General features: G+C 60.0%; 28 protein-coding genes. 9 read left to right on the top strand and 19 right to left on the bottom strand.

The genetic code is table 11. The features are described 5' to 3' along the window. Positions 1-82 precede the first annotated feature (82 nt). From MOV80_RS00870 to MOV80_RS00880, 3 genes are read left to right on the top strand one after another with little or no spacing between them, the layout of a single operon-like run. Positions 83-1138, top strand: coding sequence for a sugar phosphate isomerase/epimerase family protein (locus MOV80_RS00870; protein ID WP_019101622.1), 1056 nt, complete (start codon positions 83-85; stop codon positions 1136-1138). A 31-nt stretch (positions 1139-1169) separates the two neighbouring features. After that, positions 1170-2048, top strand: a complete 879-nt coding sequence (locus MOV80_RS00875) for an alpha/beta hydrolase (RefSeq protein WP_039755056.1) — start codon at positions 1170-1172, stop codon at positions 2046-2048. Positions 2049-2050: 2 nt separating this feature from the next. Beyond that, the gene (locus tag MOV80_RS00880; RefSeq protein WP_043591670.1) at positions 2051-2992 is read left to right on the top strand and encodes an alpha/beta hydrolase; all 942 of its coding nucleotides are present in this window, start codon (positions 2051-2053) and stop codon (positions 2990-2992) included. Positions 2993-3049: 57 nt separating this feature from the next. On the opposite strand, the gene MOV80_RS00885 is transcribed toward MOV80_RS00880, so the two are convergent. The 5 genes from MOV80_RS00885 to MOV80_RS00905 form a co-directional block, all read right to left on the bottom strand. Continuing rightward, on the bottom strand, positions 3050-3361 hold the full coding sequence (locus MOV80_RS00885; RefSeq protein WP_039755055.1) for a DUF1484 family protein: 312 nt from the start codon (positions 3359-3361) through the stop codon (positions 3050-3052). A gap of 1 nt (position 3362) precedes the next feature. Then, complete coding sequence (locus tag MOV80_RS00890) at positions 3363-4706, bottom strand: amidase (RefSeq protein ID WP_249604764.1); 1344 nt, start codon at positions 4704-4706, stop codon at positions 3363-3365. Next, a complete protein-coding gene (locus MOV80_RS00895) occupies positions 4703-4984 on the bottom strand; it encodes a hypothetical protein (RefSeq protein WP_249604765.1) in 282 nt (93 codons plus the stop codon). Before MOV80_RS00895 ends, MOV80_RS00890 begins: the two co-directional genes overlap by 4 nt. Positions 4985-5495: 511 nt before the next feature. Then, entirely contained in the window at positions 5496-6152 is a 657-nt protein-coding gene (locus MOV80_RS00900; RefSeq protein ID WP_249604766.1) for a DUF1353 domain-containing protein, read from the bottom strand. Between the two features lie 399 nt (positions 6153-6551). Beyond that, positions 6552-6842: a universal stress protein gene (locus tag MOV80_RS00905; RefSeq protein ID WP_249604767.1), complete on the bottom strand. Its 291-nt coding sequence runs from the start codon at positions 6840-6842 to the stop codon at positions 6552-6554. 302 nt (positions 6843-7144) lie between these two features. Here MOV80_RS00905 and MOV80_RS00910 point away from each other — a divergent pair, with 302 nt between their 5' ends. Then, complete coding sequence (locus tag MOV80_RS00910) at positions 7145-7618, top strand: hypothetical protein (protein WP_081576529.1); 474 nt, start codon at positions 7145-7147, stop codon at positions 7616-7618. Between the two features lie 185 nt (positions 7619-7803). Here MOV80_RS00910 and MOV80_RS00915 read toward each other — a convergent pair whose 3' ends face one another. Continuing rightward, complete coding sequence (locus tag MOV80_RS00915; RefSeq protein WP_249604768.1) at positions 7804-8865, bottom strand: hypothetical protein; 1062 nt, start codon at positions 8863-8865, stop codon at positions 7804-7806. Between the two features lie 311 nt (positions 8866-9176). Between MOV80_RS00915 and MOV80_RS00920 the strand changes: the two genes are divergently transcribed. Continuing rightward, the gene (locus MOV80_RS00920) at positions 9177-9827 is read left to right on the top strand and encodes a transglycosylase SLT domain-containing protein (protein ID WP_081545654.1); all 651 of its coding nucleotides are present in this window, start codon (positions 9177-9179) and stop codon (positions 9825-9827) included. 547 nt (positions 9828-10374) lie between these two features. Beyond that, complete coding sequence (locus MOV80_RS00925; RefSeq protein WP_157222148.1) at positions 10375-11142, top strand: hypothetical protein; 768 nt, start codon at positions 10375-10377, stop codon at positions 11140-11142. Positions 11143-11363: 221 nt separating this feature from the next. Here the strand turns inward: MOV80_RS00925 and arsB are convergent, their stop codons facing one another. The 9 genes from arsB to MOV80_RS00970 all read right to left on the bottom strand — a co-directional run bounded on the left by arsB (position 11364) and on the right by MOV80_RS00970 (position 18078). After that, positions 11364-12386 carry an ACR3 family arsenite efflux transporter gene (gene arsB / locus MOV80_RS00930; RefSeq protein ID WP_081545668.1) on the bottom strand — a complete coding sequence of 341 codons (1023 nt, stop codon included), beginning with the start codon at positions 12384-12386 and terminating at the stop codon, positions 11364-11366. Between the two features lie 89 nt (positions 12387-12475). Continuing rightward, positions 12476-12955 (bottom strand): arsenate reductase ArsC, encoded by a 480-nt coding sequence (locus MOV80_RS00935; RefSeq protein ID WP_019100644.1) that lies wholly within the window; start codon positions 12953-12955, stop codon positions 12476-12478. 11 nt (positions 12956-12966) lie between these two features. Continuing rightward, complete coding sequence (locus MOV80_RS00940) at positions 12967-13326, bottom strand: helix-turn-helix domain-containing protein (protein WP_043591660.1); 360 nt, start codon at positions 13324-13326, stop codon at positions 12967-12969. 328 nt (positions 13327-13654) lie between these two features. Further along, the gene (locus MOV80_RS00945; RefSeq protein WP_081575811.1) at positions 13655-14281 is read right to left on the bottom strand and encodes an LpxA family transferase; all 627 of its coding nucleotides are present in this window, start codon (positions 14279-14281) and stop codon (positions 13655-13657) included. A gap of 74 nt (positions 14282-14355) precedes the next feature. After that, entirely contained in the window at positions 14356-14925 is a 570-nt protein-coding gene (locus MOV80_RS00950) for a cysteine dioxygenase family protein (RefSeq protein WP_019100799.1), read from the bottom strand. A gap of 174 nt (positions 14926-15099) precedes the next feature. Further along, the gene (locus MOV80_RS00955) at positions 15100-16434 is read right to left on the bottom strand and encodes a DUF3422 domain-containing protein (protein WP_249604769.1); all 1335 of its coding nucleotides are present in this window, start codon (positions 16432-16434) and stop codon (positions 15100-15102) included. 136 nt (positions 16435-16570) lie between these two features. Then, the gene (locus MOV80_RS00960; RefSeq protein ID WP_052052060.1) at positions 16571-17323 is read right to left on the bottom strand and encodes a hypothetical protein; all 753 of its coding nucleotides are present in this window, start codon (positions 17321-17323) and stop codon (positions 16571-16573) included. Positions 17324-17337: 14 nt separating this feature from the next. After that, entirely contained in the window at positions 17338-17700 is a 363-nt protein-coding gene (locus tag MOV80_RS00965) for a 5-carboxymethyl-2-hydroxymuconate Delta-isomerase (protein ID WP_019100796.1), read from the bottom strand. A 159-nt stretch (positions 17701-17859) separates the two neighbouring features. Further along, entirely contained in the window at positions 17860-18078 is a 219-nt protein-coding gene (locus MOV80_RS00970) for a hypothetical protein (protein ID WP_019100795.1), read from the bottom strand. A 314-nt stretch (positions 18079-18392) separates the two neighbouring features. Between MOV80_RS00970 and MOV80_RS00975 the strand changes: the two genes are divergently transcribed. The 3 genes from MOV80_RS00975 to MOV80_RS00985 are packed head-to-tail and all read left to right on the top strand — an operon-like array spanning position 18393 to position 20519. Beyond that, positions 18393-19052 (top strand): helix-turn-helix domain-containing protein, encoded by a 660-nt coding sequence (locus tag MOV80_RS00975; protein WP_019100794.1) that lies wholly within the window; start codon positions 18393-18395, stop codon positions 19050-19052. 4 nt (positions 19053-19056) lie between these two features. Then, on the top strand, positions 19057-19776 hold the full coding sequence (locus MOV80_RS00980) for a VUT family protein (protein WP_051002582.1): 720 nt from the start codon (positions 19057-19059) through the stop codon (positions 19774-19776). After that, positions 19773-20519, top strand: coding sequence for a metallophosphoesterase (locus MOV80_RS00985; protein WP_019100792.1), 747 nt, complete (start codon positions 19773-19775; stop codon positions 20517-20519). The genes MOV80_RS00980 and MOV80_RS00985 overlap by 4 nt, the downstream gene beginning before the upstream one ends. Before the next feature lie 18 nt (positions 20520-20537). On the opposite strand, the gene MOV80_RS00990 is transcribed toward MOV80_RS00985, so the two are convergent. From MOV80_RS00990 to MOV80_RS01005, 4 genes are all read right to left on the bottom strand, one after another. Continuing rightward, positions 20538-21080, bottom strand: a complete 543-nt coding sequence (locus tag MOV80_RS00990; RefSeq protein WP_107731767.1) for a hypothetical protein — start codon at positions 21078-21080, stop codon at positions 20538-20540. An 88-nt stretch (positions 21081-21168) separates the two neighbouring features. Further along, the gene (locus MOV80_RS00995; RefSeq protein WP_019100296.1) at positions 21169-22089 is read right to left on the bottom strand and encodes an AraC family transcriptional regulator; all 921 of its coding nucleotides are present in this window, start codon (positions 22087-22089) and stop codon (positions 21169-21171) included. An 80-nt stretch (positions 22090-22169) separates the two neighbouring features. Continuing rightward, the gene (locus tag MOV80_RS01000) at positions 22170-22679 is read right to left on the bottom strand and encodes a GNAT family N-acetyltransferase (protein WP_118266863.1); all 510 of its coding nucleotides are present in this window, start codon (positions 22677-22679) and stop codon (positions 22170-22172) included. Position 22680: 1 nt separating this feature from the next. Further along, positions 22681-23244, bottom strand: a complete 564-nt coding sequence (locus MOV80_RS01005; protein WP_118266866.1) for a putative glycolipid-binding domain-containing protein — start codon at positions 23242-23244, stop codon at positions 22681-22683. Between the last annotated feature and the right edge of the window lie 45 nt (positions 23245-23289).

Raw genomic sequence — 23289 nt, forward strand, 5'->3', positions numbered from 1 at the left:
GAATTTTATCGCGCTCCGCCGTTGACGTGTAGCCTGGCCGGGGTCTATTATTTGTCGATCGACAAACAATTGACGGTGACACATGAAAACACTCAAGGGACCCAGCCTGCATCTGGCTCAATTCGGCGCGGACCACGCCCCCTTCAACAGCCTGGACGGCATCGCCGGCTGGGCGGCGCGCACCGGCTTCAAGGCCTTGCAGGTTCCGGCCTGGGACAGCCGCTTCATCAATGTGGAGCTGGCCGCCGCCAGCCAGGACTATTGCGATGAAATCCAGGGCACGCTGGCCGCGTACGGTTTGGAGATCAGCGAACTGACCACGCATATCTTCGGACAACTGGTCGCCGTGCACCCGGCTTACGACGCGATGTGCGACAACTTCGCGCCGCCGAACCTGCGCGGCAAGCCGGCGGAGCGCACCGCTTGGGCGTTGGAGCGCCTGCGGATGGCGGCCCAGGCCTCGCGGCGGCTGGGGCTGAGCGAGATGGGCACGTTTTCCGGCTCCTTCGTCTGGCCGTATCTGTTCCCGTTTCCGCAACGGCCGGAAGGACTGATCGAAACCGCCTTCGAAGAACTGGCGCGGCGCTGGCTGCCCATCCTCGACGCCTGCGACGAACACGGCGTCAACCTGTGCTACGAAATCCACCCCAGCGAAGACCTGCACGACGGCGCCAGCTTCGAACGCTTCTACGAGCTGGTGGACCAACACGCGCGCTGCAAGATGCTGTTCGACCCCAGCCACCTGGTGCTGCAGCAACTGGACTACCTCGCCTTCCTGGACATCTATCACCAGCACATCCGCATGTTCCATGTGAAGGACGCCGAATTCCGCCCCAGCGGCCGGCAAGGCATTTACGGCGGCTACAGCGGCTGGATGGAGCGCGCGGGTCGTTTCCGTTCGCTGGGCGACGGCCAGGTGGACTTCAAGGCGATCTTCTCCAAGCTGGCGCAGTACGACTACGAAGGCTGGGCCGCGCTGGAGTGGGAATGCTGCCTCAAGGACCAGGAAGACGGCGCGCGCGAGGGCGTGGACTTCATCAACCGCCACATCATCCACGTGACCGAACGCGTCTTCGACGACTTCGCCGGCGCGGCGGTCGATCAAGCGCAGATCCGCGCGATGCTGGGCATCGCCTGACTTCCATCCACTTTTCACTGCGAGACTACAGATGTCGGCACTTCCTCTTATTGATACCGAACCCGATTTCACTCATGACTATGTGCGGCTGGACGGCCAGCGCGTCCATGTGGTCACCGCCGGCGTGGGCCGCCCGGTGCTGCTGATCCCAGGCTGGCCGCAAACCTGGTTCGCCTGGCGCCACGTGATGCGCGCGCTGGCCGCCCGCGGTTTTCAGGCCATCGCTGTCGACCCGCCGGGCACCGGCTTGTCCAGCCGGCCGGACAGCGGCTACGACACCGGCGCCGTCGCCGCCGCCTTGCATCAGGTGATGCTGCGGCTCGGCCACGCCCGCTATCAGGTGGTGGGCCACGACGTGGGCATGTGGCTGGCCTACGCGCTGGCCAGCGACCACCCCAGCGTGGTCAGCCGGCTGGCGCTGACCGAGGCGGTGATCCCCGGCCTGGCGCCGGCGCCGTCTATCTTCGCGCCGCCGGAGGAGAACATCTTCCTGTGGCACTTCATGTTCAACCAGCTGGCCGACTTGCCGGAAACGCTGATCGCCGGGCGCGAGCGCGCCTATCTGGACTTCATGTTCCAGCGTTGGTCGTGGCGGCGCGACCGGGTGGCGGCGGAGGTGTATATCGACGCCTACTCGTCGCCGGGCGGCTTGCGCGGCGGCTTCGCCTATTACCGGGCCATCCCGGAAACCATGCGCCAGAACCAGCGGCGCGCGCAAAGCAAGCTGACCATGCCGGTGCTCGCCATCGGCGCCGAGCACGCCACCGGCAACGCGCCGCTGGATACCATGCGCGGCCACGCCGACGACTTGCGCGGCGTGGTGATCCCGGATTGCGGCCATTTCATCATGGAGGAGGCGGCCGCGGAGTTCATCGCCGAGCTGCTGCCCTTCCTGGAAAGCGAGGACTGAGCATGCCCTTGGACATCAAGATCCGGCAGTGGCTGGAGCAGGCGGCGGCGGGCGACGCCGCCGCGCCGGCGGATATGGCGCAGCTGCGCGCCGACACTGATGCCGGGCTGCGCCAACTGCACGGCCCGCTGGAACCCGTTGCGCGGGTGGAAGTGTTTCAGGCGACGGCGCGGGACGGCCATCCGCTGCGCATCATCGGCTATTGGCCCGAGGCCAGCGAGGCGGCGCAGCCGGCGCTGCTGTTCGCCCACGGCGGCGGCTGGTGCCTGGGCTCGGCCGAGGTCTACGACAACCCCTGCCGCGCGCTGGCCAAGGCCACTGGCTGCGTGGTGCTGTCCGTCGATTACCGGCTGGCGCCGGAGCACCGTTATCCGGTGCCGCTGCACGATGTGTACGACGCCCTGTGCTGGGCGTTTGAACACGCGCAAGCGCTTGGCCTGGATCCCAAGCGGCTGGGCGTGGCCGGGGACAGCGCCGGCGGCAATCTGGTTGCTGCTGCCTGCCTGCTGGCGCGCGAGCACGGCGGCCCGTCCGTCGCCCATCAATTGCTGATCTATCCGGCCTTGAACCACAGGATGGACAGCGCCAGCTACCAGACCTACGGCGAGGGCTACTACCTGACACGGGAGCTGATGCGCTTCTGCTACGCCACCTATCTGTCCGCGGAGGAAGAGGGGGAGTCGCCCCATGTCTCGCCGCTGCTGGCGGCCAGCCTGGACGGCCTGCCCGGCGCAACCATCCTGACGGCGGAGTTCGACCCGCTGCGCGGCGAAGCGGAGGACTACGGCGCGCGGCTGCGCCAGGCCGGGGTGGCGACGACGGTGCGCCAGCTGGACGGCATGGTCCACAGCTGCATCCACATGCTGGGCCTGACGCCGGCCGCCGGCGCGCTGTTCGACATCGCCGGCGCGAAGGTAAGGGCGGCGCTGGGCGTGGATGGGTGATTTCGTTCTGTGTACTGAGCACCAAGGAGCGCTATGCGCTCCTTGGCGATGGGCCGGCTACACCAGGCGGTTGATGCAGCTCAAGCCGTGGCTCAAGCGTTGCTGCACAGGCTCCAGCAGCGCTACCGCTTCATCGCTGCTGAACAGCAACGGCTCATCACGCTGTTGCAGCAGGGTCAGGATGGCTTGCAAGCCGATATGGGCGGCGCGCAGTTCCATCAAGCCCTGCAGCAGACAGGCATCCATCTCCGCGCATTGTTGGCTTAGTTGCTGGCCCAGATGGGACAGCGCGGTTTGATCCGGCTGGGCGTCCAGCAAGTTTTGATTCAGCTGCTTCAATTGCTCCATCACGGGTATTGGGCCATCCATGTCATTCTCCTTCCGACTGCGCCAGCGTGGCTTCAATGCCCGCCGCCAATTTCAGAATATGGGTGTCGCGGCCATGCAGGCCACAGACGCTCAGGCCGATTTGGGGGGATAGGGGCAGGCTGACGGCGCAGCCGTCCAGCAGATTGACGACGGCGCTATTGCGCTGAACCAGGCGATTCAAGCGGGTGTAGGCGTCGTCGTCCTCCAACTGCGCCAGCGTGGGCGGCAGGATGGCCACGGTGGGCATGAGCCAGGCGTCGGCCATGGAGAGCCGATGCGCGGCGACGGTTTGCAGCGTGCGGCGTTGCTCAAGCAGGTCTTGATAATCCACGGCGCTTTGATTCCCGCCTTGCCGGATGAGCTGGGCGACGCGCGGGTCGTAGCGGTCGCTGTCTTTTCCTTCCAGCCGCGAGCGGTGCTTGCGCCAGGCTTCGGCCGCGATTTGCCCGCCCTGGGCGTTCATTTTTGTAATCTGCCGGAGTTCGGGAAAGTCGAAGCGAATGATGCGGGCGCCGGCTTTGGACAGGCGCGTCAGCGCCTTGTCGAAGGCTTGGGCCACCGCGGGGTCCAGTTGCTCCGCGAGATAGTCCTCGGTGACGTAGAGCCGGCATCTTTTGATGCCCGGCGCTTGGCCGCTGCGGGTGTGGGCGGGCATCCAGCCCTTGCTGAGCACGGCGTCCAGGATGGAGCAGCAGGAGGCCGAACGCGCCAGGATGCCGACGGAGTCCAGTGCGTAGGACAGGGATAGGCAGCCTTGCAGCGGCATCCGTTGTGACGTGGCCTTGAAACCGACCAGGCCGCAGAAGGCGGCGGGAATGCGCGCGGAGCCGCTGCTGTCGGACACCAGCGCGGCCGCGCTCATGCCCAGGGCCACGCTGACCGCCGCGCCGGAACTGGAGCCGCCGGCCACGCGCGCGGGATCGCTGGGGTTCAGCGGGGTGCCGTAGTGCGGATTCAGGCCCAGGCTGGAGTAAGAAAACTCGCTCATATTGGCGCGCCCCAGCAGCACGGCTCTGGCTGCGCGCAGCGCTGCGACCACGGTCGCGTCTTGGCTGGCGGGCGGGTTGGATTTCAGCACCATGGAGCCGGCGCGTGTGATTTGGCCTTGTACGTCGAAGCCATCGTTGATGACGAGGGGAATGCCGGCCAGCGGGGAGGGGTAGAGCCTGGTGGCGTCAAGCTGGCGGGCGACGGCCAGGGCGGCTTTGGCGTTGACCTGGGTGAAGGCCGCGCCGCCGGTTTTTTGATGGCTGGCGATGGCGTCGAGCGCCTGAATGGTGAGCGCCACGCTGCTGGTGTTGCCCAGCAGCAAGTCCTTATGCAACTGCATCAAGCTGGGTTTCATATCGTCTCCCATGCGGTGTGCTCGCTTTGGGCCGTGGCGTTGATGTGTTGCAGTTGGGCGGCGTAGTTGTCCAGCACTTCGACGGAGAGCCGCGCTAATAGGTGCTGGTGGGAGGCGGGGGCGGTGTGGGTTTGGATGGCGGCCAGGGTGGCGCGCAGTTGGGTGAGGCAGTTCAGGGCCAGCGCGCAAGCGTCCAGGGTTTGTTCTAGCAGGCGCAGTTGTTCCTGGCGGGCTGGGGGCGGTTTGGCAAAAGGCAGGAGGAAGTATAGGGGAGTCATTACGGTCTCCAAGTCAGCGTTGGAAACCTGTCCGGCGAGGCTTGGACAGGCGCGTGACAAGGTGGCAAGACCGGAACTCGTATTCAAAGACCGGCAACTCACAAGGAGTTCCCTGCCACGGCCCGCCCGAATGGGTACAGCGTGGCAGCAGACGTGCTTGTGCCAAAGCGGACACAAACGAGTCTGCGAATACGAGTTTTGGGCTTGCCAGCCCTGCGCGGCGTGATTGGGCGCTGCGCGAAGCCAAGGGTACTGAGGCGGGGGTGGAGCGTCAAGCTGATGGCGGGGTGGATTGTTTTTGTTTGGACTAATGAGTTGAGGAACGACAGGGGGCTGGCTGTTTAAGGCCGGCGCGCGGGCGTCAAATTTAGTGGGTTCTGTGGGATAAGTGGTAGAAGTTCAGACTTGATCTGGCAGCCTGCCGTTTTGACGGCGCTCGATTGTCAGATCAAATCAGAACTTCTACAGTGAGCCGCGAGTTTCCTTTTAAACCACCGCTTACCGCCGTGGCTTATTGGAGATTGGCAAGCTCTTCAATGGATTCGAGATTTAGATTTTCAGTAAAAATTTTCCTGGCAGCTGCTTCGAAACTAGCTGCATGGAAAGACTGGACAGGCAGCGACTTGAAATCGGTAATTGGTGCGACCGCTGTGAGACCATCAGTGGCTGCCGTCGATTCCTGTTCCCAACGGGGGCCGAAGCTATATACCGCGTAATACATGATTTTCGCTTTCGGCTCAAAGACACCGCTACAGAGCATGGCTTCGTAGAATACCCTGTGTACTGCCTGCCAGGGCTGTGTCCGTGCGTCACAGTAGTAGTCATGGATGATAGAGGCTTGGCGGTACAGCCCATCGAGTGGACCGCCTATTAGGGACCAGAGAATCTGAGGGATTGAAGCTCCGTCTACGATGGCTCCTTCGGGGACGGGCCATGACTTATTATCCTTGTCCACATAGCCGAATGGTTGTGTCAGGCGCATGCGGCGGCCATCGGGCAGCCATGCAGTCTGGGGTGGTGCATACTCGTACCGTCCATGGCCCACTGGTGCTGCGAGGCCGGCTGCCGTTAACTTATCTGTTGGAGACCCTCCGGCATCCTTAAAATTATGTTTGTCCGATTCGTCCTCGAAGACTTTCCGCCACTCATCGTTCATCATGGTTTGCATGATTTGCTCCCATCCATATGTAAAGTGATTTGGTGCTATTTGCAGGCTGTTGCATATGTGTTTGCGGCTGTTAATGCATTTGCATGTTTGAGTAGTGGCGAAACGCGATCCGCGACCTAAGTCATTTGGGCGGCGTCAGCCTCGGAGCCTATGAACGGGTCTTGGCGTCAGGAGGGGATTTGTCTACTGCGCTCGTGACCGTCCAGTTGGTATTAACAAAGGTAGTTCGAACACTATTTGTTTCAATGAGGCCAATTACTTAGGGGAAATCCGGTAAGGCCAAGCCTTTACGCGAGTTTTTCCATTCAGATAAATCCTGGGCATACCAGGCCATTGGCGCAGTTTGCCAAATGGGTTGCAACAGGCCCAATGTTGGCAACTATCGCTGTGCGGGACAACTCAGGTGGGTATGACCAGGACCGGCAGGGGGGAGCGATCTGCAAGCTGTTTCCAGGCTTCGCCGGTCATGGCTTCCCGTAGGCGGTGGTGTTCATGGGGTTTGCTCACTACCAGCAGATCATAATGGCGCTCGGTCCCAAACGTCAGCAGGGTGTCCACTGGATGGCCCGATGCGGCGATCTCGACGATCAGATTCACACCCAGTGCTTGTGCCTCTGACCGCAGGGTTTGGCGCGTGGCTTCCACCTGGGTGAGTGTGGCGAGCACGAAGGCCTCGTCGTCGCTCTCCATCAGCTTGTCCAGTTGTGGACGGATGATCGAAAGACCGGCTGTATGGCCGGCAGGGCCGGTCTATTTGAAAGCCTGTTGCTTTGGCTGCTGTCCGCAGCCAAGCCTGTGCTCCGCTTTCTTGGGTATTTTCGCCTTGTCTCAGCTGTAAAACCGAGTTTTGCTAGCCGCACTAAGTACAAACCGCAGGCGAGGCTCACGCCTTGAGTATGACAATTGACTTAACTAGCATGGGGTTACAGCTCTCATGAGAGAACATGAAGCTGTCTTTTTCATGCGGTCGCCCCTTTCCACTAGGAGAAGTCATGTCTACGCCTACCCAAGAGCAGATCAGCCAAGCCCAAGAACTTGCCCAAAAACTGTTGGCTGAGAAACAAAAGCTGACCGCTTTAGCTTACCAATCTACTGGCAAGACGCCTGGCGACATCAAGGAGCTCAACTCTTTCATTAATGCCTCCGGCCAATTTGCCTTGGCATCGGCTTTCATCCATTCATGGATTTTTTCGAATCCAACCCTGAATTTCGACAATGGCGTCAAGCTTGATTTCCGCGCTGATGTGTGGGGTTTGGGGCTTGGCGGCGGTGTGATCTGGTTGGCCGGCAGCATGGCTTCGCCGGAGGAGTTGCTGGGCGAGGTGAGCTTCGCTTTCCAGACCAATCCCGTGCATACCGAGCTGGCCTTCTGGAAAGATGGCCGCGCTGTCGGTGTTTTGGTTGGGATTGGCCTCAATATTCAGGTGGGCGCGTTCGGCGGCACGGGGACTTTCAAGAAAGTGTGATTTCCCGGTGATGTTGAAGCGGTTGGCGTGATTGTGAGGATGGGAAGTCCATTTATGGGCTTCCCATTTGTTTTCCTGCGGGCATAACTCGGTTAAACCGGAGGGTTCCATGATTGGCTGGCGGCCCACGCATGAAAGCGTTGAGCCGCCAGGTTGTTGAGTGTTATGTTTTTGGAAAACTGTTCTTAGTGAAGCTCAATTTCAGACCCTACTTTTAGTAGTTCCTTAATTTCACTTGCGGACTGTGACCCATTGTACTCAAAGTCAAATTGGGTTTGACCGCTGGTAGACTGTGTTTTTAACTGAAAGCGTATGCCGCTTAAAATAAAGAAAGTGAGTCCAGCGCTTAAAGCATATTTGACGCTGAGCTTTCCTTTTAGTAATACAAAGAGATTGCTTTTTGAGTCTGTGTTGGAGTCTGCCCACTCTACATCCGTTACAGTGTCCAACTGAGCGTGGGGTTTCTTGTCTTCTATTTGTGGTGCAATAGAGTTAGCCAGGGCGACTAAGTTCTCATGGGACTTGCACAAAGATTGATGGCTCGAGACAAGAGTACGAAATGCTTCGGCAGAAATGACTTCGGTTGGGCGGCCAGGTTTTATGTCCCAAGAGCCGCTGCTGGTCAGTATAACGGTGCAACTATATTGCTTGAAGTACTCAAGTTTTATAGTTGCTGCGTGTGTGGATACATCTGTCCACCTGGCCAAGGAGTTTTGGTCAAATGATCCTGTGCTGATAAAGAAGGAAAACTCTGGGGCGATGGAACGTGTGTTTCCTGGAACTGGAGACCACGTCATTCCAATAAATCCATCCGCGCTTTGGATGCCGTAGCTCATATTGGCATACCAGCCTTCTTCCTCGTATAGCTCTTGATTGAACTCATTGCTGACTAACTGAATAATATTTCCTGAGGTGGCTTCACCTGCACTTTCTAGAGTGGGTCCTTTTCTTGGCGCTTGGTAGCTTGCTTTGTAGGATTGGCCTAGCTCTGCATCTCGAGAGCTACTGGAGGATATTTTTACGCCAAGGCCTACCGCTTTATTACTGGCGCCTGCTCCCACGCGGTACTGTAGCGGGATGGCAAAGCTATTTAAACTGGGCGCTTTGCTGTCAATATCAAGATAGGCGCTTGAATTGGCAAATACGTTAGGGTCAGTCTCCAGAACGACGGGTGGCTTTAGAAAAAGCCAAAACCTATGATTGTTCAAAGACTGGTTCGAAATATAGATGGTGTAATCTTGAGCCATTTTAATTTCTCCAAAAGTGCAAGTTGGGCGTGCGAGGAAATTCGGCGAAATAAGTCACGGCCGACCTTAACGCTAGCCTTGTTTTAGCGGTATGGCCCTGTCAATTAGTGCAGGATGATACGGAATCACAATTGGATTGGTTATTGTGATGTAATTCTGTAAACGAAATATATTCGTTAGGAATTAAAGTGGAGTGGAAGTGCCTAACAGGTAGCGAGGCAGTTCTATCGTCGAAATGCACGTACAATTGAAGCTGAATGCTATCTAGCAAACGACATCGCAGGAGGTGATGTGGCTCCTGAGGCGATGTCATGCCGAACCCCTTCCTGCGCGATGCCGCAGACCCGACCGGGCGCATTTATTCGGATGCGCTGAATTCCTTGCCGGCTGTCGTGCCGCCTGCCGAGACGGCGCTCCCTTCTTCTCCCCCAGCCCAAGCGCCGGCCCGCCAGCCGAAGGCGCGCCGCGCCGTGTCGAATATCGCGCCCGACGCTTACCGCCCCCTATTCGAAGCCGCGTCGCGCAAACATAAAGTCCCGCTGAACCTGCTGATGGCGCTGGGGGCGCTGGAGTCCGGTTTCAATCCGCCGGCGGAAGGCCCGCCGACCCAGTGGGGGGCGGCGAAGGGGATGATGCAGTATCTGGACGGTACGGCGGCGGGCTTGGGCATTAATCCTTTCGATCCGGCGCAGGCGGTGGACGCCGCCGCCAAGCAGTTCGCCGAGCGGCTGGCCAAGGGCTATTCGCCGGAGGAGGCGGTGCAGGCGCATTTCGCGGGGGACGACCGCGCGTTGTGGAAGGATAAGACCGAGCGGTATCGGCAGGAGGTGTTGGAGCGGGCGGCGGATATCAAGCGCTTTTATCTACAGCGGCCGGCGGATGAACCGAAGCCGGCGGCGCGGCGTGATTGGGCGCTGCGCGAAGCCAAGGGTACTGAGGCGGGGGGGGCGTCAAGCGGGTGACGGGGTGGATTGTTTTTGCTTGGACTAATGCGGAGGAGAGCGGGGTACTGGGTTTTAGGGGATTGTCTACCTTCGTCCTGAAGGTTGTTCACTGCGGCTGAGGTGCCCAATTCCGCTTGCTTCAGCGCCAAATAATCTGCTCTGGGTGATGGCTCTTCATTCAACACATGCTCTATGGCCAAGAGGTTGAGTATGTTTCGTACATTTTTATATTGAAATAAAAACTTGGTCCAGAAGGTAAAAAATGCGGAACCAAAGATAAATTGATGATGTCTATTTTTTGAAATGGTCATATCAAATGCCGCTCATTATTCAAGGTGTTTGGTGGCAATTAAAAACAAAGCCATTCCCGTGCTGGACTGCAAAATTTCACCGTAATGTAAAATTTGCGACGCTAAAGCTTTTTGCAAGTCAATCAAATGTTTTAAATAACAAAGCTTATCTTTAAAATTAAAAACATAGATTAATCTTTAGCGCCCAAAGGAGGGGTAAAGAAAGCCAGTAGAGTCAAACCAAACCTGAACAGTTTTAAAGCAAAGGATGAAGAATGAAAATTAAATTTATCATGTTGCCACTTGTGTTTTCTGCAGCCGCCATGGCAAAGCCTGTCTACATAAATATAGATAGCGATGTCCAAAATAAATCAATAACTTATAATGCCAAAATAAGATTGGCTAGCGGCTCGGAGTGGGTTAACCTCGGTCCGGTTCATTCTGGTATGAATAAATTTAATATTCACGCTGATGTTGATGGTGAGGATGGGACTCTTTGGTTGGAAGGTTTGGGGAATCAGAAGTTTGTTTCCCACTTCTCCAAAGAAAAAGGCGATGATGTTATTGAGTTTAAATTCAATTCCCTGAAAAGTGAAAAGCAAGATGAGAACGCAGTCATTGAATATAATTCAACTGGCTCGGGGAATGGTTTAAACTATAAGAAGTTAGGTGTTAATCGCAGGGCGGAAGTTTATGCTTTGTCTCCGGATGCCACAAATTCTTGGCCTACAGTGTGTGAGTTTGCTGCGGCAGGGGTTACAGGGCAAAAAGTGCTTATCTGTGCCATAAAATCGACTCCTCAGATCGTGTTTACGAGTACTTCTGATTCAGGTCTGGCGTTTCGAGTTGGGGTGTTTAAAGGGAATTTCTCGTCTAAATACTCAGCTTCTTATATTAAAGGCAAACCCACGAAGTATGGTTTTCAAGGGTGGCTTTTCTACTCGAAAATCAAGTTTGACGGTGGTCCCAACCTTCACTTTGGGGAGTTCAGCGGAGGCGGCATTGGTGTAGGCTTATACACGGGGAATGGTATGTTTATGTAAGCCCTGGGAAGGCCTGAGCTAGCAACTATCGTTGATGGAATACAGGTTCCCTGGATGGGATTTGTTCAATCAGCAAAGTTAGCTCAGGCATCCTATCGTCAGGATGACCGGATACTCCGGTTATCCTGCGTTTAGATGTGGCAGATCCCAGGCAAGTCGCATCAGCCTGTTCTTAACCGTTTTCAGCTCCTTGCGGGGCGCTCCCCTATTGAGTTTTGCGGCTAGGCGCTTCTTTCATACCAGCCTTTGCTGGCGTTCACGATGCGAACGACCAGAAGCATGGCCGGCACTTCGATCAGCACGCCGACAACCGTGGCCAAAGCCGCTCCGGAATGAAAGCCGAACAAGCTGATGGCGGCGGCTACTGAGAGTTCGAAGAAGTTGGACGCGCCAATCAAGGCCGATGGGCAGGCCACGTTGTGTTTTTCTCCGACGAGCCGGTTGAGCCAGTAGGCCAGGGCGGAGTTGAAGAACACCTGGATCAGAATGGGCACCGCCAGCAGGGCAATGACCAGCGGCTGTTTCAATATCGCTTCGCCTTGAAAGGCGAACAGCAGGACCAAGGTGGCGAGCAGGGCGGCCATCGACCAGGGGCCGATCTTGCTCATGGCGGCATCGAAAGCGGCTTGGCCCTTGGCCAGCAGCGCCTTGCGCCAGAGCTGCGCCAGGATGACCGGAATCACGATGTAAAGCGCCACCGATACCAGCAGGGTATTCCAGGGCACGGTGATCGCGGAGATGCCGAGCAGCAGGCCGACGAGCGGAGCGAAAGCCACGACCATGATGCTGTCGTTCAAGGCGACCTGCGACAGGGTGAACAAGGGGTCGCCATGGGTCAGCCGGCTCCAGACGAAGACCATGGCGGTGCAGGGCGCGGCGGCCAGCAGGATCAGCCCGGCAATATAGCTGTCCAGTTGCTCCGCCGGGAGCATGGGGGCAAATAGATTGCGGATGAAGAACCAGCCTAGAAAAGCCATGGAGAATGGCTTGACCAGCCAGTTCACCACTAGGGTCACGCCGATGCCGCGAACATGCTGGCGCACTTCGTGCAGCGCGCCAAAATCGACTTTGACCAGCATGGGGATGATCATCACCCAAATCAGCAAGCCGACGGGCAGGTTGACCTGGGCGATTTCCAGTTTGCCAATGGCCTGGAACATCTGGGGAAGCAGGTGTCCCAGGGCGATTCCCGCGACGATGCAAAGAAAAACCCAGAGGGTCAGGTAGCGTTCGAACCGGTTCATCGGGGCCGGGTCGTCCCGGCGCAGGGCGGCGTTACAAGAGGTGGACAAAACAACTCTCCTTTTCCAAACGAGCGGACAGGCCTTTGCCTTCAGGGCAGCAGGGAGCCGATACGATCCAGTTCCGCTTTCAGGCGCGCGCGGTCTTGTTGCAGTTCGGCCAGCGGCAAGGCCAGGAAGGCTTCGATGCGGGCGCGCAGAATGCGGTAGGCCGACATGAACGCGGCGTCGATTTCCGCATCGGAGCCGGTAGCGTGGGCGGGGTCTTCCACGCCCCAGTGGGTGCGCAGCACCGGTCCCAGGTAGGCGGGGCAGGTCTCGCCGGCGGCGCTGGCGCAGACGGTGATTACGATGTCGGGCGTGGCCGGCAGATGGTCCCAGGATTTGCTGTGGCAGCCCTCGGCGGCAATGCCTTCACGGCTCAATAACGCCAGCGAGCGTGGATGCACTTGTCCGGTAGGTTGGCTGCCCGCGCTCATGGCCCGCCAACCCTCCGGGGCCAGATGATTGAAAACGGCTTCGCCCAAGATGGAGCGGCAGGCGTTTCCGGTGCATAGAAAAAGCACGTTCATGGGGTCTGCTTTCAGTTTTTGGGTAATGGGGATCGCACGGCTTCGGGGCAGCACGAGTCCGCAGGCATGTCGATGCATTGCTCCGGATGACCGGCGCAGCACTCTTCGGTCAGGTAGGCGATCAATTCCAGCATCAAGCTCAGATTGGCCCGATAGCGCTGGTAGCGGCCTTCCTGCTCCACCGAAACCAGGCCGGCATGGGTCATGCCCTTGAGGTGGAAGGACGCTTTGTTGGCGGGAAGCTTGAGCGTGCTGGCGATTTGGCCGGCCACCATGCCTTCCATCCCTTGTCTGACTAGCAACCGGTAAATGTCGAGACGGATGCCGGATGACAGGGATTCGAAGATTTGGGTCGCGGTTTTGTTTTCCATTTTTCAACTATACAAGAAATATTGAAATAATGCCTAGACTCATTAACATGCCCTGCGCTCTGTTCACTCTTGTGAGGCCATGCATACATTTTGCTATCTCAGCCGTTTTCGCCTTGTCTCGCCCTTGCTCGCGAGACTTTGAACAAGCTCTTAGCTCGCGAGACTTTGAACAGGCTCTAAGGTCTCAAGACGCTAGGCGCTCCGCACTGGCCGTTTAGAGCGGCTAACAAAATCAGTTTCACGCATGAGGCAAGGCGCGCCGACGCAAGGCAGCATCAGGAATTTGTTAGCGGCTCTTAGGCGGCACGGCAATCTGGAGGGCTTTGGTTTATCCCTGTCCTGAGTCTTGCTCCACCCGCTCCAACCTCGCCACCACGGCGTGCGGCGGCAACAGGGTGCCGGGGGAGAGCACGGCGTTGGCGCCGATGCGGCTGTGGTCGCCCACCAGTGCGCCGAATTTCTGCGTGGGCAGCGTCCAGGCTTGCTGGCGGCAGCGCACCGTGATGGTTTTGTCGCGGCGTTCGTTCCAGTGGTTGGCGATGACGGCGCCGGCTTCCATATTGACGTCCGCGCCCAGCACGGAGTCTCCGACGAAGTTGAAGTGGGCCAGCCGCGAGTAGGGGCCGACGATGCAGGTTTTGAGTTCTGATCCCGGTCCCACCGTCACGTCGTTGGCCAGCGCCACGCCGCCGCGCAAATAGGCGTGGGCGGCTACGCGACAATTGGGGCCGATCAGCAACGGGCCTTTGAGCACGGCGCCGGCTTCTATCGTGGCGCTGCGGTGGATGGCGATGTCTCCGTCCACCGCCCAGTGCGCAGGATCCAGTAAGGCGCATTGCCGCGCCAGGCTGTCGGGCAACCGGCCGAGCCAGTGCCACGGGGGTTGGGCGCTGTCCAGCCAGGGAAAGTGGGTGAGCAGATCGGCGAACAATTCGGCGGGGAGGGAGGAGGGCATGATTGGGCCTGGTGCGTGCGGGGATTTGTATTGTAGAGCCGGCGGAGCAAGGCGGCCAGAAGGCCGCCGCGGCGTCAGATTTCGTACACCCAGCTGATGGAGTCGCCGGGGCGTTCAACTTGGGGCGACTCCAGACTGAACAGCTCCATTTTGCGCAGCGGCGGGGAATATAGATGCAAGGTGACCAGGTCTTCGCCGTAGGGCTGGAGGTTGGAGATTTGGTGGATGTCCAGATGGCTGTTGATGGTGAGGCTGCCGCTTTCCAGTCGATGGGATTCCACTGCGTACACCAAGCCGTGGTCGGTGCGTTCGAACACGGTTTCGGTGGCGGCGCCTTGCAGCACGCGCAAGCCGCACAGGCTGCCGCGGTGATTATGGATGCGGCTGCGTTGGGTGCTGCGCCAACAGAGCAGCAAGAGCTCGCACCAGGGACTGAGATAGATCTGGTTGCGGCGGTAGCGTTCGTCGCTGAATTGACGGAAGGGCAGCAGATCATCCGGGCTCAGTTGCAGCGAATCGTGAAACAACCGGATCTGCTCAATGTTCAGATTGGCCTGATAGGCGTCCAGTTGCCGCAGCGAGGCGGTCAGGCTGGGGCTGAGGGCGAAGGAAGACTGCGCGGCAGCGCATAGCGTGTCGTTCATCGGTTTCTCCTTTGGCCGGCGCGGCCGCGGACAGTGGGTTCTGTCCGTCGGGCTGGAGCGCGGGCGGCGTTTTTCTGACTGGACCCGCGCCGGCAAAGTTCGCGGCGGCGGTCCGCGTCTATGGTTTCGGTATAGCCGATGGGGCCGCGGGCCGGCTGCCTGAATGGGCAGGTTTCAGCCGCTTGGCGCGCCGGAGGTTTCGCCGTGACGTCTCAGCGCGGACCGCGCGCGGCGCAGGCCCAGCGCGATGGCCAGCGCCAGCAAAGGCACCGCTGCGGCGGTGGCCAGCTCCACGTTGATGGGCAGGCCGGCGGCCTTGGCGCCCTTGAACAGGTAGCCGATCAGGCCGGCGCTGTAATAGGTGATGGCGGCGATGGACAGACCTTCCACGGTTTGCTGCAGGTGTAGTTGCATGGCGGCGCGGCGTTCCATCGAGGTGAGCAGCGCTTGGTTCTGCCGCTCGCGGCGGATGTCAACGCGGGTGCGCAGCAGCGCGGTGGCGCGGTTGACCCGTGCGGCCAGTTCGCGCTGGCGAAAGGCCACGGCGCGGCAGGTGTCCATGGCGGGGGCCAGACGGCGTTGCACGAATTGCTGGAAAGGTTGCAGGCCGTGGATGCGGCGTTCGCGCAGTTCGGCGACGCGGTTGCGGACGATGTCGTAATAGGCGAGGGAGGCGTTGAAGCGGTGGTCGGTGCGGGACAGCGCGTTTTCCGCGGCGCCGGCCAGTTCGGTCAGCCGGTGCAGCAGCTGCGGTTCGCTGTCGGCGGCCGCGCCGCTTATGGCGCCGGTGAGTTCGGCCAGTTCTTCGTCCACTTTGGCCAGTTCCGGGGCGATGCTCTTGGCCACCGGCAGCGCCAGCAGGGCCAGCATGCGGTAGGTTTCCAGCTCCAGCAGCCGCTGCAGCATGCGGCCGGCTTGGCGGCGGCCCATGTAGAGGTCCGCCAGCAGATAGCGGGAGAAGCCGTCCGGATGGATGCGGAAATCGGTGTAGGCGCGGCCGGCGCCGTCGCCTATCTCCGCGCCCGCCAGTTCGTGACCGTTGAAGCATTGGGCGGCCAGGTCCTCAATGCGCAGCGGCAGCGCTCCGGGCGACAGCAACGCGGCATGGGCGGCCACCAGTACGTTGCCGGGCAACAGCGGCAACCAGGCCGCCGGCAGGGCTTGCAAAGCGGGTTGGGCGAAGGGGCTGGATTCCGCGCCGTGGGCAAGAATGGTGAAGCTGGAGAATTCGCCGTGCCGTTCCCAGCGCACGCGGCCAAACGGGGCGTCCAGCTGGAATTGACCAGTCTCGGGGTTCGGGGCCTGTTGACCCAACTGCTGAGCCAGTTCCCGGCACAACCAGTTTTCCTGTTCGCGGCTGATGTGGCGGTGCAGATAGGCCAGGTAGCTGACCCGGTTGTCGGCGGCTATCTGCAGCGCGGGCCTGGCGTGGGCTTCGCGGTTGAGTTGCCGGCGTTGCGGATGTTCGTTGAGGCGGAGGCGGGGCGGATCGGAGAGTTCGGCGGTCATGACGGGCTCCGGTGGCGGGCGGGGAGTCTTCAGCATAAAACGTTTCATGCTGCAATGCAGCATATTTTGACGCCGGATTGTTTCGCCATGAAGAAAGGGCGGCCGTGGCCGCCCTTTCTGCTACGCCGCGCCAGAGTCAGTCCGGCAGGTTCAGCGCCGCCGCGCCCTTGGCGTCGAACCAGGCCACGCCGCTGCCCAGCATCGCCTGGCCGTTGCGCACGAACAGATTGTGCGGCATAGGCTGTTTCAGCAGCTCCAGGTAGGCCGGAGTGAAAATATCGCTCCATTCGGCTTGCAACTGGCGGGCGTTGGCGATCTGTCGGCTGCCGCCCTTGTGGTTGATCCTAAGCGGGAAATGCACGTAGCGGCTGGCCTGCTGCGCTTGGCCGGCCAGCGCGGCACGTTGGAAGCCTTGCACCCGGGCTTCGAAAGCGGCGTCGCTCTCCTCGGTGACGTCCCGATACCAACGGCCTTCGGAGGCTGGCGCCATGTCGCCCATGGTCAGCGTCACCGGCAGCGTCTTGGTTTTCAGCGTCCAGTCGCCGTCCAGACCCACGCTGTTGTCGAAGCTAAGCGGCTGGCCGTCGGCGCTGCCGTTGCTTTTGAAGCGCAGTTTGAACACGCCGCCGCCCGGTTCGCTCAGCAGCAGGGTTTCGCCTTGCAGCTTGCCGCGCAGCGGGATGTCCTTCAGATAGCGGCCGTAGAAGTAGTGACCGCCGTCGAAGCTTTTGCCGTTTTTCACCAGCAGGCTCATGCCGATGCGTTCCTGGCCCAGCGTGCCTTCCAGGTTGACGCGGTCGATATCGTCTGCGGCGTGGGCCGCGCCGGCCAGGCCGGCGAGCAGGGCGGCGGCCAGCAGGCCGCGGGATGCGAGTTTGAGCGCTGTCATGGGATGTTTCTCCGTTAACGGGCGATGAGGCGTTTGCGGTAGCTGGCGCGGTCTATTTCCTGGATTTCCACGCACAATTGCACTTCCATGCCAGGCGGCAGCGCGGCGCTGTCTGCCAGCGCTTGCAGGCTCAGTTCGGACAGCTGCTGTTTCTCCTCGGAGCTGCGTCCGCTGAGTATGGCCAGTTTGGCGTGGACGAAGCCGCGGGGCAGATCGTGGACGCCGATGCGGCAGGCTTCCAAGGCCACGGCGCGGCTTTTGATGTCGGCTTCTTCGAAGTGGCCGCTGGCCAGCAGCGCGCGGTTGATGTCCAGCAGCGCGTCCGCGGCGGCGAAGCCGGCCAGATTGCCGCTGTACTCCAGTGTCAGATGGGGCATGTGTGGGCCTGTGGTGTTTCGCCGCCTTCCTCATTGCGCCGGGTTGGCGAGGGAAGGGATTGGCGGCGGTCGATACGCCATTGTATTGCAATGGCCCGACGCACCCAAGCCCAGGGCGGGCGAATAGCGGAGGCGAGGATGGAAACGCGTCCGGCGCGATCAGAGTTTTTTCGCGACTCGGATCAGGCTTTGGATGTCTTCCGGCTTGATGACCTCGTGCTCCAGGCTGCGGCTGATCAACTCCAGCAAATAGGTTTTCTTGAATACCGGGGAGCCTTCCCATTCGCTGCCCGGCTGTCCAATCACGCTGGCTTGGGTAATGATGGCGGGTTCGCCGTCAATGACGTCCAGCGCGAATTCATCTTCTGAAATTCTCATTTAAGCGTTTCCTCTGCATTGCGCGATGGCAGGCTATTGCGTCGTTTTAATTGTTCTTGTTGATATTTTTCTTCTTTTAAATTTATGGCTCGCGAGTATCTTGCGCATGCCTCGAATGATATAGTGTTGCCAAATTATTATATTGTCTTTTTGTTTAAAAGAGTAGTGACGAAGTTACAAAAGAATAGCCTGACAAGAACAATATGGTTTGATGCTTGCGTCTGGTTTGGCGCTTGCGTTTAAAATGGGCGCGCATGTTGGGATATGAAATTAAAAATGGAATCGAAACGGATTCGACTTGCATGGAGGGCTGAATGAGCAGGGCGGTGTGGAAAGAGGAGGCCGAGCATGGCGCTTTGTTGAGCAAGGCGTCGAAAAACCTGACGTGTCTAATGGGGCGCGCCGGCGTAGACGCCGCGCAATTAAGCGAGGCGATAGGCCTGGGCGTGGCGACGATCAACAATATCAAGCGCGGCGTGGGCAACCCCACTTTGCTGACCTTGATGGAGCTGGCCCGGTTTTTCGATGTCAAGTTGAGCGATTTCGTGGAGAGCGATCTGGGAGGCGAAGCCGTCGGCAGCCCTGCGGCCATAGCGGTGCCCTTGATCAAATTCACCGAGTTGACCCTGTTTTTTGACGGGATGATTATCGAGCCGGAACGCTATTTTGTGGATGCCGCCGGCTTTGACGCCGCGGAGGCGTTTGCGGTGTTGTTGAACAATGATTCGCTGTTTCCCAGTTTTTCCCAGGGCAGCGTTTTCATCGTGGCTCGGCAGGAGCGTCCGGCGGACGGCGATGTGGTCTTGGTCAGCATGGCCGGCCAGCAGCCTTGTTTCCGTCGGATATTCATCGACGGCGAGCATTTTCTGTTTTCAAGCATTTCCTTGATGCATGATTTGCAGCCTTTCGTATGCCGGGATTTCAAGGTGCTTGGCGTGGCGGTCAAAGCGATTAAGACTTTTAGCGCGGGATGAAGGTGTGGAACAGTTTAGAGTTTATGGTTTTATCGTGGGTTTGTCGGTAACCATCATGGTGGTGTGCGATTCGCTGGTGTACAAGACGCTGGACATTTACGGCTTGAAAATCACCGCCAGCGGCATCGTGTTTTCGCTTTGTTATCTTTTGTCCACGGTGTCCACCGAGGTGTACGGCTATAAGCTGGGTGGGCGCACGGTGTGGATTTTGGTGGTGTGCCAGACATTTTTCGTTTTGATCATCAATGCCTTCGCCTTGCTGCAGCCGGATAATAACGAGATTTCCAAGCAGTATTACCTGTTGTTCAACGAGTTTTGGCGTGTGATGGTGGGTACTTGGATTTCGGTTCCGGCCTCTTATTTTTGCAATGGGTTTGTCGTGTCGCGGATGAAGGTCTTTTTCGCTGGCCGTTTCTTTTTCATTCGCTACGTCATTGCGTCCATGCTGGCACAGGCGGTGCTGCTGACGACGGCCTATCCCATCAGCCTGTCGTCGCGCTATAGCGGGCAGGAACTGCTCAACATCATCGCCACCACCTGGTCTTACAAAGTGTTCGTTTCCATCGCCTTGCTGCCGGTGGGCTATTACCTGGTGGGGGTGGTGAAGAGGATAGAAAAGACCGATTACTTTGATTGGAGCGTGTCCTACAACCCCTTGGCGGTATTCAAGGAGGACGACGAAGACGTCAAGAGAAACAAATACGCAATGGAGGAGGGACAATGAGAGCCGCGCAGATATCCGACACGCACCTGTTCGCCGAGGCCGGCGGCCAGTTGATGGGCTACGACACTTACCGCGAGTTTGACCGGGTACTGGAGCAATTGGAGCGGCGGCACGCGGCGGAGTTGGACGCGATTCTGGTCACCGGAGACATTTCCCAGGATGAGAGCGCCGCCTCCTACGAGCGTTTTGCGCAGCGGCTGGAGCGGACGGGCCTGCCGGTGTACTGGCTGGCCGGCAACCACGACGCCGCGCCCTTGGCGGCCGAGGTGTTGGGCCGTTACGACTTCATGCGGCCGCTGGAGCATCTGGAAACGGAGGATTGGCTGCTGCTGGCGCTGGATTCGGTGCGGCCGGGCACGGACGACGGACATATCGACGAGCGCGCCGCCGCCGCCTTTCGGCAACGGTTGGCCGGAGCCGAGAGCGCCGGCAAGCGCTGCGCCGTGCTGTTGCATCATCATCCTGCGGCGGTGGGCACGCCGCTATTGGATAGCTGCATGTTGCAAGACACTGAGCGGTTTTGGGAGTTGATGGGGGAGACGCCGCGCTTGCAAGTGCTGCTGTGCGGCCATGCGCATGGGGATTACCGGCTGGAGGCGCGCGGCGTGGCGCTGGAGGTCTGTCCGGCCACCTGTTTCCAGTGGCGCAAGGGCACGGCGGAACTGGACACCGTGGACGCGCGCGGCTACAAGCTGCTGGCGTTCGACGCCGCCGGCTTCCGCAGCCAGACAGTCATGATCTAGCCCGACGCCGCCCGGGCGTCAGCGAGGCCTGGCGCGTCGCAGCGCCAGCACCTTGCCCGCGCTGTCCGCCGCCGGCGTGTCCTGGCGGCGGGCCTCGGCCGCCGCGCGGCTGATGTGGCCGGAGACGGCGCGGCCTTTTTGAAACCCCGTGGCGTAGGCGATCTTACAGACTTCCTGCGGATGCAGGTCCGCGAAATAGTCGATATTCCGGCAGATGCTTTCGCCGGAAAACGTTTCGCTATTGCCGTGCAAATGAATCCGGTATTGATTGCCGCGCAGTTCTTCCTCCACCTTGCAGCGTTTCTCTTCTTCTTTCCTGTTGTTTTCCAAGAGCGCTATTTTTATCAGGTCCCGCGGCCGGATGGCGGACAGAATCTGATTGCTGGCCAGGATGTCGGCGTGGGAAAGCTTGACGAAGTCGTGGCTGCCGTAAAGCTTGAACAGATAGAGATATTCCTTGGAGTTCTTCTTGAGCATTCTGTCGCACAGTACCAATTGGTAGGGCGGATTGAATACGCTGATGATCCATTTTTTTATTCGAGTCAGAAAAAGAGCGCGCATTGTGTATTACCCCTGCATTTAACGCGAGCTAGTTTACCCAAAGCCGGCAAAAGGCGCTTGAGGGAATGTTTTTGGAATATCCTGGTTGTTATTGTTTGAATGTCGGGATGGAATCGATTTTCGGCGCAGGAGTAGGTGTTTGCAGCGGCAAAAACAGATCGCAGACGGCTTCGTTTTCCGCCACGTCCGGGTAGAAGCGGATGCGTTGGAGAAACAGCGGAAAATCGCGCGGAGTTTCGCCGCTGGCGGGCAGCCATTCCACATACAAGCGCCGCGCGACGGTGGCCAGAGCGTCGTCGGAGCCGATGTGGCGCAGCCGGGCGCAGCGTCCGGCTGGAATCTGCGCGGCGCGCACCCCTTGTCGGTTGGCGGCGATGGGGCCGTCGAAAGCGGCGCACAAGCCAAAGCGGTAGTCCGCCGGGGCGCAGTTTTCCGGGTCTTCGTACAGCAGGTTGTAGGTGGCGGCGGCGCTGGGCGGCAGGCGGTTTTCCCGCCGCCAGGCGATGAAGTCGCGCAGGCTGTCGCCCATAAGAGCGGGATCGCCGCGGTGTTCCAGCAGGGCAACCGGGGTGGCGGGGAAGTCCACGATGTCGACGGCGAACGGGATTGGGCGGGATGGCATGGAGAGGCTCCTCAGTTGGAACAGGGCGTGAAAGTGCTGATGCCAAGGCAGCCAGCGAGGCCGCCGTCGAAAGGCCGACGGCGTTTGGCCCGACGCTTGCCGAAAGGCGCGGGCAAAGGCCTCCGGGCTGCGGTAGCCGCTGTCCAGCGCGATATCCAGCACGGAGCAGCGGCGGAAGGCCAGCCGTTCGCCGGCGCGGCGCAGCCGGCATAGCCTCACGTATTGGTGCAGGCTGAGGCCGAAGCGGGCGCGGAACAGGCGGTGGAAATGGAAGCGCGAGCAGGCGGCCACCCGGCTGAGCCGTTCCAGACTCAGGTCGGCGTCCAGATGGGCGTCGATATAGGCTAGCGCTTTGTCCAGGCGCGGGCTGGCGGTGTCGTGCCGCATGGTTTCCTCCTTGGCGCCGCCAGTCTAGCGCCGCCGCGCCGCCGTACGCCTGACCAATCTTGCGGTGTTGTCGGGCGGATTCAACGCAGCGGCTTGTGCATCGCCACGCGTCGCTTGAGGCCGTGTTCGGCTTCGGTGCGCAATAGGGCCAACAGGAAGGGCGGGCAGTCTGCGTCGTCGAGGGGCTGGAAACCGCGCCTTTGGTAGTAGGGCGCGTTCCAGGCCAGATGCTCGAACGTGGTCAGCGTTAGGCGGCTCAGCCCCTGCCCGCGCGCAATGGTTTCCGCGTGGGCGATGAGCGCCGAACCCAGGCCTTGCCCCTGGCGTCCGGGGTAGACATCCATTTCCTGCAGGTGAAGGCTGTCGTCGCAGCGGCGCGCCAGCAGGAAACCGTGCGCGCCGTCGGCGTCGGCTGCCACCCACAGCAGGCCGGCGGTGTGGGCGGCGGCCAGTTCGTCGCGGGGCAACGCGTCGCCGGCCAGCGCCGGCGGCAGGTCTTGAGGATCGAAGCGGGCGGCGGCGGCGCGTTCGATTTCAGCCAGACGGTCAAAGTCTTCCGGCGCGGCCGGGCGAATGTAAGTCGCGGCCATGTCAGCGCGCCTCCCGCCACAGGCCCTGATACTCGCGCGGCAGCCCGTCCGGGCTGACGCTGAGTTCCGCCTGGAACGCGCCTTGTCGCGATTCGTAGAGGTAGCCGAACTCGGACAGACGGGTGTAGCGCTGCGGCAGCGGGGCCAGGGTCAGCGCCGGGAACCGCAGCCAGGCTGCGCTCAGCTCCAGCGCCGAGCCGATGTCCAGCCGGCCGCGGCGGATGGGCAGCAGATTGGTGGCCGGGGTGAAGGCCAGGTCGATGTCGACGCAGCCGCACACCTGCGGCTGTTCCGCGCTGTTGAGCCGCCAGTTGCGGTCGGAGTCGCTTTCCAGCAGCAAAGCTATGGTTTCGCCGCCGCGGTAGCCGCTCACCTCGACGCGGCGGGTGCTCCAGTCCGGCGCGCAGTCCACCTGGTATCGCAGCAGGCAGTTGACGCCGTCTTCGACGAAGACGGCGCAGCCGCTAAGGCGCGGGCCAAGTTCGCTGTGTTCTAAGGCGGCGTAATCGTGGCCGGGAGCGTCCAGCCGTTGCCAGACGGAGGAGGAAACAAAGGTGTGGGACATGGCGGTTGCTTGCTGTTTTTATGATGTCGTATTTCACCGCATTGC

Origin of the sequence: Chromobacterium sp. IRSSSOUMB001 (genome assembly GCF_023507765.1) — a bacterium.
Lineage (GTDB): Bacteria > Pseudomonadota > Gammaproteobacteria > Burkholderiales > Chromobacteriaceae > Chromobacterium > Chromobacterium haemolyticum.

Coding starts and splice junctions, on each gene's coding strand:
- MOV80_RS00940 (WP_043591660.1), bottom strand. CDS start 13,326: ATGGAAAACAAAACCGCGACCCAAATCTTCGAATCCCTGTCATCCGGC.
- arsB (WP_081545668.1), bottom strand. CDS start 12,386: ATGAACCGGTTCGAACGCTACCTGACCCTCTGGGTTTTTCTTTGCATC.
- MOV80_RS00880 (WP_043591670.1), top strand. CDS start 2,051: ATGCCCTTGGACATCAAGATCCGGCAGTGGCTGGAGCAGGCGGCGGCG.
- MOV80_RS00995 (WP_019100296.1), bottom strand. CDS start 22,089: ATGCGGCACGACACCGCCAGCCCGCGCCTGGACAAAGCGCTAGCCTAT.
- MOV80_RS00955 (WP_249604769.1), bottom strand. CDS start 16,434: ATGACCGCCGAACTCTCCGATCCGCCCCGCCTCCGCCTCAACGAACAT.
- MOV80_RS00920 (WP_081545654.1), top strand. CDS start 9,177: ATGCCGAACCCCTTCCTGCGCGATGCCGCAGACCCGACCGGGCGCATT.
- MOV80_RS00935 (WP_019100644.1), bottom strand. CDS start 12,955: ATGAACGTGCTTTTTCTATGCACCGGAAACGCCTGCCGCTCCATCTTG.
- MOV80_RS01005 (WP_118266866.1), bottom strand. CDS start 23,244: ATGTCCCACACCTTTGTTTCCTCCTCCGTCTGGCAACGGCTGGACGCT.
- MOV80_RS00890 (WP_249604764.1), bottom strand. CDS start 4,706: ATGAAACCCAGCTTGATGCAGTTGCATAAGGACTTGCTGCTGGGCAAC.
- MOV80_RS00885 (WP_039755055.1), bottom strand. CDS start 3,361: ATGGATGGCCCAATACCCGTGATGGAGCAATTGAAGCAGCTGAATCAA.
- MOV80_RS00965 (WP_019100796.1), bottom strand. CDS start 17,700: ATGCCCCATCTGACACTGGAGTACAGCGGCAATCTGGCCGGCTTCGCC.
- MOV80_RS00990 (WP_107731767.1), bottom strand. CDS start 21,080: ATGCGCGCTCTTTTTCTGACTCGAATAAAAAAATGGATCATCAGCGTA.
- MOV80_RS00915 (WP_249604768.1), bottom strand. CDS start 8,865: ATGGCTCAAGATTACACCATCTATATTTCGAACCAGTCTTTGAACAAT.
- MOV80_RS00870 (WP_019101622.1), top strand. CDS start 83: ATGAAAACACTCAAGGGACCCAGCCTGCATCTGGCTCAATTCGGCGCG.
- MOV80_RS00975 (WP_019100794.1), top strand. CDS start 18,393: ATGAGCAGGGCGGTGTGGAAAGAGGAGGCCGAGCATGGCGCTTTGTTG.
- MOV80_RS00905 (WP_249604767.1), bottom strand. CDS start 6,842: ATGGAGAGCGACGACGAGGCCTTCGTGCTCGCCACACTCACCCAGGTG.
- MOV80_RS00895 (WP_249604765.1), bottom strand. CDS start 4,984: ATGACTCCCCTATACTTCCTCCTGCCTTTTGCCAAACCGCCCCCAGCC.
- MOV80_RS00970 (WP_019100795.1), bottom strand. CDS start 18,078: ATGAGAATTTCAGAAGATGAATTCGCGCTGGACGTCATTGACGGCGAA.
- MOV80_RS01000 (WP_118266863.1), bottom strand. CDS start 22,679: ATGGCCGCGACTTACATTCGCCCGGCCGCGCCGGAAGACTTTGACCGT.
- MOV80_RS00960 (WP_052052060.1), bottom strand. CDS start 17,323: ATGACAGCGCTCAAACTCGCATCCCGCGGCCTGCTGGCCGCCGCCCTG.
- MOV80_RS00925 (WP_157222148.1), top strand. CDS start 10,375: ATGAAAATTAAATTTATCATGTTGCCACTTGTGTTTTCTGCAGCCGCC.
- MOV80_RS00875 (WP_039755056.1), top strand. CDS start 1,170: ATGTCGGCACTTCCTCTTATTGATACCGAACCCGATTTCACTCATGAC.
- MOV80_RS00945 (WP_081575811.1), bottom strand. CDS start 14,281: ATGCCCTCCTCCCTCCCCGCCGAATTGTTCGCCGATCTGCTCACCCAC.
- MOV80_RS00910 (WP_081576529.1), top strand. CDS start 7,145: ATGTCTACGCCTACCCAAGAGCAGATCAGCCAAGCCCAAGAACTTGCC.
- MOV80_RS00985 (WP_019100792.1), top strand. CDS start 19,773: ATGAGAGCCGCGCAGATATCCGACACGCACCTGTTCGCCGAGGCCGGC.
- MOV80_RS00950 (WP_019100799.1), bottom strand. CDS start 14,925: ATGAACGACACGCTATGCGCTGCCGCGCAGTCTTCCTTCGCCCTCAGC.
- MOV80_RS00900 (WP_249604766.1), bottom strand. CDS start 6,152: ATGCAAACCATGATGAACGATGAGTGGCGGAAAGTCTTCGAGGACGAA.